The organism is Pseudomonas sp. AN-B15 (assembly GCF_019056475.1).
Classification (GTDB): Bacteria; Pseudomonadota; Gammaproteobacteria; order Pseudomonadales; family Pseudomonadaceae; genus Aquipseudomonas; species Aquipseudomonas parakoreensis.
Genome location: NZ_CP049737.1, coordinates 3,688,016 through 3,698,998 on the forward strand (window position 1 = coordinate 3,688,016; position 10,983 = coordinate 3,698,998).

Here is a 10,983-nt window from a genome sequence, read left to right on the forward strand (position 1 = left end):
TAGCGGATGCGACACCGGAGCCGCCGACACCGAACACTTCCAGGAGCGAGCCGGCTCGCACAGGTGAATGTGGTGAGCAGTCAGACCGAATCGAGCAGTTCCTGTTTCGGCAGGTCGTCACTGTTGCAAATCACCCGATTGCGCCCGGTCGCCTTGGCCTCGTACAGCGCCTGATCCGCATCATTGAGCCAGCGGGTCGCGTCGCCATGCGCCGGATCATAAGCCGCCAGACCAATGCTCAGGCTGACCTTGAGCGCCGGGTTCTGCTCATAACCCAGGGTGGCGAAACGTTCGCGCAAGGCTTCCATGGCCTGCGCGGCATTGAACAGCGGCAGGTCGGGCAGAATCACGCAGAACTCATCGCCGCCGTAGCGACCGGCGATATCCGCAGCGCGCAGGTTCTGCTTGAGCATTTTGCTCAACTGGCGCAGGACGATGTCACCCGCCACATGCCCATACGTGTCATTGATCGACTTGAAGTGGTCGATATCGATCAACGCAATCGCCGCGCCCTGTTGCTGTCGACGGCAACGTTGAAACGCGATGTCCAGTTGATCCTTCCAGGCGCCGTGGTTGAGCAGGCCGGTCAGGCTGTCGGTGCGACTCAGGGCCAGCAGTTCACGCTTGTGCAGGCCCAGCGTGTAGGCCTGGCGAAAGCAGATCCAGCCCAGCGCCAACGGGTACAGCATCAACAACGGCAGGCAGGCATACAGCTGTAAAGGTGAGGTGGGCGGGATGAATGCCGGAGCGAACACCACCAGGCCGACGCCGATTCCAAGGACCTGCGCCGCCAGGCCCGCCGCGAGAAAACGCACGCCACCGATGGCGACGTTATTCATCGCCATCATCGAAACGGTAGTGGCACTGGGCAACGGATTGAACTGCATGGCGGCGACCCAGAAGCCGCCCATAAACGCGTCGATCAACAGATTGCGGTGTTCAGCATGGTAGGGAACGCTGGAGCGACGGGCCCATTGAAACGCCAGATGCGGCCAGACCAGGCCATTGAACAGCATCAGTGCCCAGACCCACGGCGGCGGGTCAAGCGGGTACATCGCCACGCTCACGCACAACAACCCCAGCACCAGGCCGAGGGTTCGCGATGTATAAAGCCTCCTGGCCAGTGAAAGTCCCTTTCCCCCCTTGTTTCGCATAAGGGCCTCGACCACTCAACGGAACCTGCGCACACCGTCAGACCGATGTGCTGGGAGTCTATCAGCCAGCCGTTAAATAGCCATCACCGCCCAGCCGCCCGCTCCCACTCGGCGAATTTTTAGCTATACCTGAAAGGATGAAAACGGTGAAACGACTATAAAAAGGAGACCCATGCGGACCTACCAGGTGTTGATCATCGGCAGCGGATTTGGCGGCCAATGTGCGGCGGTCAATTTGCTCAAGGCCGGCATTGACGATTTTCGCCTGCTGGAACGAAGGACGTTCTTCGGCGGCACCTGGTGCCAGAACACCTATCCCGGCGCAGCGGTGGATGTGCCCTCACCGCTGTACTCGCTGTCCTTCGCGCCGTACCGCTGGACGCAGATGTTTGCCACCCAACCTGAACTGCACCGATACACCGAACACGTCATCGAACGCTTCGGCCTGCGCGAACGCGTGGAACTGCAAACCAACGTCGAACGCATCGAATGGGATGACGCCGCCAGGCAGTGGGCGGTGCACACCAACAAGGGGATGTTCTGCGCGCAGTTCGTGATCAACGCCTCCGGACCGTTGAGCCAACCGGTGATCCCACCCTTCCCCGGCCAGGATCGCTTTCAGGGCAAGACTTTTCATACAAACAATTGGGATCACAGCTACGACTACCGCGGTAAACGCGTGGCCATCGTCGGCAGCGGCGCCAGTGCCGCGCAGGTCATTCCGGCGATTGCCCCCGAGGTCGCACAACTGCATGTATTCCAGCGCACACCACATTGGGTGCTGCCGCGCGCCGATCGCCGGTTCGGGCCTTTGCAGCGCTGGCTGCTGGGAGTGAAACCGGCCTACAAGCTGCTGCGCTGGCTGCTTTACTGGCAATTCGAAACACGGGTCATCGCCTTCAAATATTCGAAACCGGCGATTCACCTGGTCCAGCGCCAGGCCCTGCGTTTTCTCAAGCAACAGGTGCCGGACCCGCTGTTGCGCGAAAAACTCACCCCGGACTTCATCATCGGCTGCAAGCGCATCCTGCTTTCCAGCACCTATTACCCGGCGCTGACCCGACCCAACGTCACCCTGCACAGCCGCGAGCAAGGCATCGCCGCGCTCGATGAAACCGGCATCGTCACCCAGGATGGCCAACACATCGAGGTCGACCTGATTGTCTGGTCGACCGGCTACGACGCCACCGACGGCGTGGTCTCTTATCCGGTGACCGGCAAGCACGGCGTGCAACTCAAGGACGTCTGGGCGCAGTACCCGCGCGCGTACCTGGGCACCAGCCTGCCGGACTTTCCCAACCTGTTCATCGTCACCGGGCCCAACACCGGCATCGGGCATACCTCGGCGCTGTTCATCATCGAGGCGCAGATGAACTACATCCTCGACTGTATCCACACCCTGCAGGCAAAAGGACTGCGCAGCATCGAAGTGCGCCCCGACGCGGAACGTACCTACACTGCAATGATCCACCGTGAGATGGAGCGCACGGTATGGAAGTCCGGCGGCTGTCACAGTTGGTATCAAAGCAAGAGCGGTCATGTGATCGCGATATTTCCGGGCTTCAGTTTCAGCTACTACCGGTTGACCCGGGCGCTGAAACCGGCTGACCACATTCTGTCCTGAACACGTAAAAGGAAGACGTCGATGCTTGTGCTGTTTGTCGCTCTCGCGGTTTTCGTGGCCTGGAGCTGGTTGAGTTATCCGGCGATCGGCCATTGGCTGTATGACCTGAGCACGGCGCTCGAGGCCAGGATGTACAAGTTGCACAAGATCGAAGTGCCGATTGCCGAAATGACGGTCTCGACCTGGCAAGGTGGGCCTTATGAAGCCGCCAGCGCGATCCTGATGCTGCACGGCTACAGCGCCGAGAAAAATCTGTGGCTGCGCTTCGCCAGGCACTTTGTCCGCCAGTACCGGGTGATCATTCCGGACATCGCCGGCCACGGTGAAACCGGCTTCAAGGCCGGTGGCGGCTATGACATTGCGCTGCAGGCCAAGCGCATGATCCAGCTGCTCGACGTGTGCGGTGTGGAGAAAGTCCACGTGATCGGCAACTCGATGGGCGGCTACATCGCAGCATGGTTGGCGGCAACCTACCCGGACCGGATTGCCTCACTGGCACTGATCGACCCGGCCGGCGTCACCGCACCGCAGGCCAGCGACATGGAACGCCATCTGGCCCGTGGACATAACCCGTTCCTGATCAACTCCCGGGAAGAATTCCGCCAGTTTTATGCGATGACCATGGCCTCGCCACCGTGGGTACCCGGGCTGGTGCTGGACGCCATCGCCCAACGTTACCAACGCCAGCGTGATGAGTTGGAAGAGATCTTCCGCGACTTTCGCGCCAGCCCGCCGATGGAACCGAAACTGGCCGAGATCAAATGCCCGGCGCTACTGCTGTGGGGGCGCAAGGACCGCTTGATCGACGTCAGCAGCGTGCCGGTGTGGAGCAAGGGCATCGCCAATCTGCGGGTCGAAGTGTGGGACGGTGTCGGGCACATGCCGATGGTCGAACAACCGGGGAATACTGCGCGGTTGTATCGAGAGTTTCTGGGCAGTCAGCGATGAATCCCACAACTATCCTTGTAGTGAGGGGATTTATTGTGGTGAGGGGATTCATCCCCGATGGGTTGCAGAGCAGCCCCGGTTCCAGCACCAAGCTGAATCAGACACACCGCATGTTCTGGGTTGGGCTGCTGCGCAGCCAGTCGGGGATAAATCCCCTCACCACAGGTAATCCCGTCCGCCAATGGAATTGGAATGAACATTCTCTACGACGAACGCCTCGACGGCCCGCTGCCGGAAGTGAACAAGGCTGAGCTGCTGAAAACCCTGCAGCACGCCCTCCCGGATCTCGACCTTCTGTGGCGCGAAGACGAACTCAAGCCGTACGAATGCGATGGCCTGTCGGCCTATCGCACCACGCCGATGCTGGTGGCGCTGCCCCGGCGACTCGATCAGGTACAAACCCTGCTCAGACTCTGCCATCAACACCATGTGCCGGTGGTGGCCCGTGGCGCCGGCACCGGGTTGTCGGGCGGCGCGCTGCCGCTGGAAAGCGGCCTGTTGCTGGTGATGGCGCGGTTCAACAACATCCTGCACATCGACCCGGCGGCTCGCACCGCACGGGTTCAACCCGGGGTGCGCAACCTGGCGATATCCCAGGCGGCGGCGCCGTTCGGCCTGTATTACGCGCCGGATCCGTCGTCGCAGATTGCCTGCTCGATCGGCGGCAACGTCGCGGAAAATGCCGGTGGCGTGCATTGCCTCAAGTACGGTCTGACCGTACACAACCTGCTGAAGATCGAAGTGCTGACCATCGAAGGCGAACGTCTGACGCTGGGCAGCGAGGCCCTCGATGCGCCGGGCTTCGATTTGCTGGCGCTGTTCACCGGCTCCGAAGGTTTGCTCGGGATCATCACCGAAGTCACGGTCAAACTGCTGCCCAGACCGCAGGTCGCCAAGGTGCTGCTGGGCAGCTTCGATTCGGTAGAAAAGGCTGGCCGCGCGGTGGCCGACATCATCGCTGCGGGGATTATTCCCGGTGGCCTGGAGATGATGGACAACCTGGCGATCCGCGCCGCCGAAGACTTCATTCACGCCGGTTACCCGGTCGCTGCCGAAGCGATTCTGCTGTGCGAACTCGATGGTGTCGAAGCCGATGTCCACGACGATTGCCTGCGGGTGCGCGAGGTCATGTTGCAGGCCGGCGCCAGCGAAGTGCGTCAGGCCCGCGATGAAGCCGAGCGCGTGCGCTTCTGGGCCGGTCGCAAAAACGCCTTTCCGGCGATCGGCCGCTTGTCCCCGGACTACTACTGCATGGACGGCACCATCCCGCGTCGCGAATTGCCCGGCGTGCTGCAAGGCATCGCGCGCCTCGGCGCCGAATACGGCTTGCGCGTGGCCAATGTGTTCCATGCCGGTGACGGCAACATGCACCCGCTGATCCTGTTCGACGCCAACCAGCCCGGTGAACTGCAGCGCGCGGAGGCGTTAGGCGGGAAAATTCTCGAATTGTGCGTGCACGTCGGCGGCAGCATCACGGGTGAACACGGCGTCGGCCGCGAGAAAATCAATCAGATGTGTGCGCAATTCAACAGCGCAGAGCTGACCCTGTTCCACGCCGTCAAAACCGCGTTCGACCCGCAAGGCCTGCTCAACCCCGGCAAGAACATCCCGACCCTGCACCGCTGCGCGGAATTCGGTGCGATGCACATTCATGCCGGACAATTGCCATTCCCCGAACTGGAGCGCTTCTGATGGCTGACGTCGACGCCAGCGGCGCCCTGCTGGATCAGGTCAATCAGGCCCGGGCCAACGCCACGCCGCTGAAAATCCAGGGTGGCAACAGCAAGGCGTTTCTGGGGCGCGAGGTGGCCGGCGAAGTGCTCGACACCCGCGCGCACTGCGGCATCGTGCGCTATGAACCGACCGAGCTGGTGGTCAGCGTGCGCGCCGGTACGCCGCTGCGCGAGTTGCTCGCGGCGCTCGACGCTGCCGGGCAGATGCTGCCGTGCGAACCGCCGGCCTTCGGTGACAGTGCCACCGTCGGCGGGATGATCGCCAGCGGACTGTCCGGGCCACGGCGGCCATGGTCAGGTTCGGTGCGCGACTTCGTCCTCGGTACCCGGGTCATCACAGGCCTTGGCGAGCACCTGCGGTTCGGTGGCGAGGTCATGAAAAACGTTGCCGGCTACGACCTGTCGCGCTTGTTGACTGGCAGTTTCGGCTGTCTCGGCGTGCTCACCGAGGTCTCGCTGAAAGTCCTGCCGAAACCGCGTCAATGCCTGAGCATCCGCCTCGATATCGACTGCACCCGAGCGCTGACCAGGCTGGCCGAATGGGGCCAGCAACCGTTGCCGATCAGCGGCGCCTGCCATGACGGGCAAAGCCTGTACCTGCGCCTGGAGGGCGGCGAAGGCTCGGTGACCGCCGCGCATCAACGACTCGGCGGCGAGCCGCTGGACTCGGTGTTCTGGCGCAACTTGAACGAGCAACGCCTGAGCTTTTTCGACGAGGGCCTGCCGCTGTGGCGCCTGTCGCTGCCGAACAATCTCGGGCCGCAAGACTTGCCCGGCCAGCAGTTGATCGACTGGGCCGGCGCGCAACGCTGGCTGAAGTCCGATCACGAGCACGTTCAGATTCTCGCCCGGGAACTCGGTGGCCATGCCACCTGCTTCACCCATGGCGCCAGCGACACACCGTTCCAGCCACTGCCGCGCACGCTGATGCGTTATCACCGGCAACTCAAGGCGCAACTCGATCCGCAAGGACTGTTCAACCCCGGCCGGATGTACGCGGAGTTCTAGCCATGCAGACCACCCTAAGCGAACAATCCCGACAACTGCCGCGTGCGGCCGAGGCGGAAAAGATTCTGCGCACCTGCGTGCATTGCGGTTTTTGCAACGCCACCTGCCCGACCTATCAGTTGCTCGGTGATGAGCTCGATGGGCCACGCGGACGCATCTATCTGATCAAGCAAGTGCTCGAAGGGGCGCCGGCCACCGAGCAGACGCAGTTGCATCTGGATCGCTGCCTGTCCTGCCGCAATTGCGAAACCACCTGCCCCTCTGGTGTTGACTATCACAACCTGTTGGATATCGGTCGGGCGGTGGTCGATCAGGCCGTGCCCCGCCCTGCCGCCCAGCGCTTGTTGCGCGAGGGCTTGCGTGCACTGGCGCCGAATCCGGGCGTATTCAAGGGACTGCTGCGCCTGGGTACAACATTCCGGCCCTTGTTGCCGCGAATGTTGGAAAGCAAATTGCCGCAGCGCTCGCCCGTAACCGGCTCACGCCCCGCCCCACGCCATGCGCGGCGGGTGTTGCTGCTCGAAGGCTGCGTGCAACCGGGCCTGTCGCCGAACACCAATGATGCGACGGCGCGGGTGCTCGATCGACTAGGGATCAGCGTCACGCCGGTGGCCGAGGCCGGTTGCTGCGGCGCGCTGGACTATCACCTCGACGCCCAGGCCAAGGGCCTCGACCGCGCGCGGCAAAACATCGACGCGTGGTGGCCACAGCTGGAAAACGGCGCGGAAGCCATCGTGCAGACGGCCAGCGGTTGCGGCGCGTTCATCAAGGATTACGGGCATCTGCTGGCGCAGGATCCGCGCTACGCCGACAAGGCGCGGCAGATCAGTGAGCGAACGCTGGATCTGGTGCAACTGCTCGCTCAGGAACCTCTGGAGCAAGTGTGCGCCGCCCGCCAGCGGCGGATCGCCGTGCATTGCCCCTGCACCCTGCAACATGCGCTGAAACTCGGCGGCGCAGTCGAAGCGCTGCTGACCCGCCTCGGGTTCAATCTCACACCCGTGCCGGACGGTCACCTGTGTTGCGGTTCGGCCGGCACTTATTCGCTGACGCAGCCGACCCTCGCCCGGCAATTGCGCGATAACCGCCTCAATGCGCTGGAAAGCGGGCGCCCGGAGCTGATCGTCACGTCCAACGTCGGCTGCCAGAATCATCTGGCCGGCGCCGGACGCACGCAGGTTTTGCACTGGATCGAACTGGTGGATCAGTCGTTGGCAGAATGAAGTTCGTAGGATTCTTCGTTTGCCGCCGTCGGCGAAGGCTGCGATCTTTTCCTCCATCCTTTACGTGACCGTGGCAGGAATTTTTTTCATGACCGTGCAGCCTTTCGTCAGCCCAGACCTGATCCGCCAACGCTTCTCCAAAGCGATGTCCGACATGTACCGCGAAGAAGTGCCGTTGTACGGCGCGCTGATGGAATTGGTGGAACAGACCAACCGTGAAGTGCTGGCCGCTCAGCCAGACCTCGCACGGCAGCTCGACAGCACCGGTGAAATCGGGCGCCTGGACATGGAGCGACACGGCGCGATCCGCGTCGGCACCGGCAAAGAGCTCGCGACCCTCGCGCGCCTGTTCGCGGTGATGGGCATGCAACCGGTGGGCTACTACGACCTGACCCCGGCGGGTGTGCCGGTGCACTCCACGGCGTTTCGCGCGGTGCATGAAGCGGCGCTGCAGATCAGCCCGTTTCGGGTGTTCACTTCGTTGCTGCGTCTGGAGCTGATCGAAGATCCCGAGTTGCGCGGTTTTGCCGAATCGGTGTTGAACCGGCGTTCGATCTTTACCCCTGCGGCATTGCAGCTGATCGAGCGGGCGGAGTCCGTCGGCGGGCTGAATGAGGATGAAGCCAGGGAATTCGTCCTGCAGGCACTGGAAACCTTTCGCTGGCATCACAGCGCCACCGTCACCGCTGCGCAGTACCAGACCCTCAGCGCCCAGCACCGTCTGATCGCCGATGTGGTGGCGTTCAAAGGCCCGCACATCAATCACCTGACCCCACGCACGCTGGACATCGATATCGTCCAGACGCAGATGCCGGTGCACGGCATCACCCCGAAAGCGGTGATCGAAGGCCCGCCACGCCGCAAGTGCCCGATCCTGTTGCGCCAGACCAGTTTCAAAGCGCTGGACGAGCCGATCGCTTTCACCGATCAGCACGAGACTCGCGGTAGCCACAGCGCGCGTTTCGGCGAAATCGAACAACGCGGTGCGGCGCTGACACCCAAAGGCCGGGCGCTGTATGACCGCTTGTTGAACGCCGCGCGCGATGAACTGGGCGACTTTCCCAACGAAGGCAACGCCGCACGTTACAACACGCTGATGACCCAACACTTTGGCGAATTTCCTGACAGCGTCGACGGCATGCGTGAACAGGAGCTGGCGTATTTTCGCTATTTCCCCACGGAAAAAGGCTTGGCAGCGGGCAGCCTCAAATCGACATCGCTGGAGGATTTGCTCCGCGAAGGCCATGTGAAAGCTGAACCGTTGGTGTACGAAGATTTTCTGCCAGTGAGTGCGGCGGGGATTTTTCAGTCGAACCTTGGGGATGCTGCGCAGACACACTATGGCGAACACTCGAACCGCCAGGCATTCGAACAAGCGCTGGGGCGTGCAACCATTGATGAATTGGGGTTGTATGCCGAGACGCAGCGGCGCTCGATTGAGGAGTGTCTGGCAGCGCTTTCGCGCTGAAAGATCAAAAGATCGCAGCCTGCGGCAGCTCCTACAGATGGAATGTGTTTCCCCCTGTAGGAGCTGCCGCAGGCTGCGATCTTTTGCTTTTGCTATTAGCGCAACCGTGACAACAACGCGAAAGCCGTCTCCTCCGACGACGCCGGATTCTGCCCCGTCAGCAACAATCCATCTTCACGGGTGTAGCTCGACCAGTCCGCGCCCTTGGAGAAAATCCCGCCCTTGGCCTTGAGCTCATCCTCTACCAGAAACGGCACCACGTCCGTCAGCCCTACCGCCTCCTCTTCACTGTTGGTAAAGCCTGTCACCTGCTTACCCTTGACCAATGGCTGACCGTCCGCACCTTTGACATGGCGCAGCACTCCGGGCGCATGACACACCGCCGCCACCGGTTTGCCACTGTTGTAAAACGCTTCGATCAGCGCAATCGAATGGCGGTCTTCAGCCAGGTCCCACAACGGGCCGTGGCCGCCGGGATAGAACACGGCATCGAAATCCGCAGCCTTTACCGTGTCCAGCTTGACTGTCGACGACAATGCCGACTGGGCGGCAGAATCCTTGCGAAAGCGCTCGGTTGCGGCGGTCTGCGCATCGGGCTCGTCACTTTTCGGGTCCAGCGGTGGCTGGCCCCCCTTGGGCGAGGTCAGCGTCAGTTGCGCGCCGGCATCCTTGAACACGTAATACGGCGCGGCGAATTCTTCCAGCCAGAAGCCGGTTTTCTTGCCGGTATCACCCAGTTGATCGTGGGACGTTAAAACCATCAGGATTTTCATGTCGTTCTCACTCGCGGTGGGGAATGTTCAGACGCCTGCGGCGCAGTCGTGAGTGATTGACCGTCGCGCTGGGTGGATCGTTTCAAACGCTCGACGCTGGCACTTGGCCTTACTGCGCAACTTCTTGCGCACTTGTCCGGCAAAAAACGTGACTTGTCGCGCTACAGCCCTTGATCGGAGAGGCTTACAGCCAAGTGCGCAACTTCTTGCGCAGTACTGCGCAAGAAGTTGCGCACTTTCCATCTCGATTCAATGAAAACATCGGCAAAACCGCAGGCTACAGCCGCTTCACCCGCGGCTGCCGGGGCCTTCGACAAACCTGGCACGCTCCTTGATAACAGTCAGGCACCCACCGGGCGATTTCGCCTCCCGGGCACCCTAAATTTATCCGCAAGGAGAGCACCCCATGGCAACACCAGCGTACATGTCGGTTACCGGCGAAAAACAAGGCCTGATCACTGCCGGCGCTTTCACCGCCGACTCCGTTGGCAACACCTACCAGGAAGGCCACGAAGACCAGGTCATGGTTCAGGCTTTCAGCCACGACGTGATCATCCCGCGTGACCCACAATCCGGTCAGCCAACCGGTCAGCGCGTTCACAAGCCAGTGATCATCACCAAGGTCTACGACAAGGCTTCGCCTCTGCTGCAAGCTGCTCTGACCTCCGGCGAGCGCATGAGCGAAATCGTTATCCAGTGGTACCGTACTTCTGCTCAAGGTACTCAAGAGCACTACTACACCACCAAACTGGAAGACGCGATCATCGTCGCCATCAACAACAAAATGCACAACTGCCAGGATCCAGGCAACTCGCACTTCACCCACCTGGAAGAAGTGCAGTTCACCTACCGCAAAATCACCTGGACCCACGAAGTATCCGGTACTTCGGGTTCCGATGACTGGCGTGCTCCAGTCGTTTAATTACGGCTGATCGTTACAAGCATCGACCAGCCCTGCTGGTCGATGTTGTTTACGCCCCTCCAGAATTTCGCGTGCGTTGAACCGCCTGGCGGTAGTCGACGAACGCCGCTGTACAGCACGAGGAACAAGG

9 protein-coding genes are annotated in these 10,983 nt (G+C 61.6%); 7 read left to right on the forward strand and 2 right to left on the reverse strand.

Annotated features, from left to right (window positions below; genetic code table 11):
• Positions 1 to 80: 80 nt before the first annotated feature.
• Positions 81 to 1,154 (reverse strand): diguanylate cyclase, encoded by a 1,074-nt coding sequence (locus tag GTQ41_RS16395; RefSeq protein WP_047293389.1) that lies wholly within the window; start codon positions 1,152 to 1,154, stop codon positions 81 to 83.
• A 172-nt stretch (positions 1,155 to 1,326) separates the two neighbouring features.
• Between GTQ41_RS16395 and GTQ41_RS16400 the strand changes: the two genes are divergently transcribed.
• The 6 genes from GTQ41_RS16400 to GTQ41_RS16425 all read left to right on the forward strand — a co-directional run bounded on the left by GTQ41_RS16400 (position 1,327) and on the right by GTQ41_RS16425 (position 9,158).
• Positions 1,327 to 2,778, forward strand: coding sequence for an NAD(P)/FAD-dependent oxidoreductase (locus GTQ41_RS16400; RefSeq protein ID WP_047293387.1), 1,452 nt, complete (start codon positions 1,327 to 1,329; stop codon positions 2,776 to 2,778).
• Between the two features lie 21 nt (positions 2,779 to 2,799).
• Positions 2,800 to 3,726: an alpha/beta fold hydrolase gene (locus GTQ41_RS16405; protein ID WP_047293385.1), complete on the forward strand. Its 927-nt coding sequence runs from the start codon at positions 2,800 to 2,802 to the stop codon at positions 3,724 to 3,726.
• A 192-nt stretch (positions 3,727 to 3,918) separates the two neighbouring features.
• Entirely contained in the window at positions 3,919 to 5,418 is a 1,500-nt protein-coding gene (glcD, locus tag GTQ41_RS16410) for a glycolate oxidase subunit GlcD (protein ID WP_047293384.1), read from the forward strand.
• The gene (gene glcE / locus GTQ41_RS16415; RefSeq protein WP_047293383.1) at positions 5,418 to 6,467 is read left to right on the forward strand and encodes a glycolate oxidase subunit GlcE; all 1,050 of its coding nucleotides are present in this window, start codon (positions 5,418 to 5,420) and stop codon (positions 6,465 to 6,467) included. The genes glcD and glcE overlap by 1 nt, the downstream gene beginning before the upstream one ends.
• Positions 6,468 to 6,469: 2 nt before the next feature.
• Positions 6,470 to 7,690, forward strand: a complete 1,221-nt coding sequence (gene glcF, locus GTQ41_RS16420; protein WP_047293382.1) for a glycolate oxidase subunit GlcF — start codon at positions 6,470 to 6,472, stop codon at positions 7,688 to 7,690.
• 88 nt (positions 7,691 to 7,778) lie between these two features.
• A complete protein-coding gene (locus GTQ41_RS16425; RefSeq protein WP_047293380.1) occupies positions 7,779 to 9,158 on the forward strand; it encodes a VOC family protein in 1,380 nt (459 codons plus the stop codon).
• A gap of 95 nt (positions 9,159 to 9,253) precedes the next feature.
• Here GTQ41_RS16425 and GTQ41_RS16430 read toward each other — a convergent pair whose 3' ends face one another.
• The gene (locus GTQ41_RS16430) at positions 9,254 to 9,931 is read right to left on the reverse strand and encodes a type 1 glutamine amidotransferase domain-containing protein (protein ID WP_047293379.1); all 678 of its coding nucleotides are present in this window, start codon (positions 9,929 to 9,931) and stop codon (positions 9,254 to 9,256) included.
• Between the two features lie 406 nt (positions 9,932 to 10,337).
• Here GTQ41_RS16430 and GTQ41_RS16435 point away from each other — a divergent pair, with 406 nt between their 5' ends.
• Positions 10,338 to 10,853, forward strand: a complete 516-nt coding sequence (locus GTQ41_RS16435; RefSeq protein WP_003226246.1) for an Hcp family type VI secretion system effector — start codon at positions 10,338 to 10,340, stop codon at positions 10,851 to 10,853.
• Positions 10,854 to 10,983: the final 130 nt, after the last annotated feature.

What these genes read in the sequence shown, in the direction of transcription:
- GTQ41_RS16395 (WP_047293389.1), bottom strand. Translation starts at nt 1,154, where the DNA reads ATGCGAAACAAGGGGGGAAAGGGACTTTCACTGGCCAGGAGGCTTTAT.
- GTQ41_RS16400 (WP_047293387.1), top strand. Translation starts at nt 1,327, where the DNA reads ATGCGGACCTACCAGGTGTTGATCATCGGCAGCGGATTTGGCGGCCAA.
- GTQ41_RS16405 (WP_047293385.1), top strand. Translation starts at nt 2,800, where the DNA reads ATGCTTGTGCTGTTTGTCGCTCTCGCGGTTTTCGTGGCCTGGAGCTGG.
- glcD (WP_047293384.1), top strand. Translation starts at nt 3,919, where the DNA reads ATGAACATTCTCTACGACGAACGCCTCGACGGCCCGCTGCCGGAAGTG.
- glcE (WP_047293383.1), top strand. Translation starts at nt 5,418, where the DNA reads ATGGCTGACGTCGACGCCAGCGGCGCCCTGCTGGATCAGGTCAATCAG.
- glcF (WP_047293382.1), top strand. Translation starts at nt 6,470, where the DNA reads ATGCAGACCACCCTAAGCGAACAATCCCGACAACTGCCGCGTGCGGCC.
- GTQ41_RS16425 (WP_047293380.1), top strand. Translation starts at nt 7,779, where the DNA reads ATGACCGTGCAGCCTTTCGTCAGCCCAGACCTGATCCGCCAACGCTTC.
- GTQ41_RS16430 (WP_047293379.1), bottom strand. Translation starts at nt 9,931, where the DNA reads ATGAAAATCCTGATGGTTTTAACGTCCCACGATCAACTGGGTGATACC.
- GTQ41_RS16435 (WP_003226246.1), top strand. Translation starts at nt 10,338, where the DNA reads ATGGCAACACCAGCGTACATGTCGGTTACCGGCGAAAAACAAGGCCTG.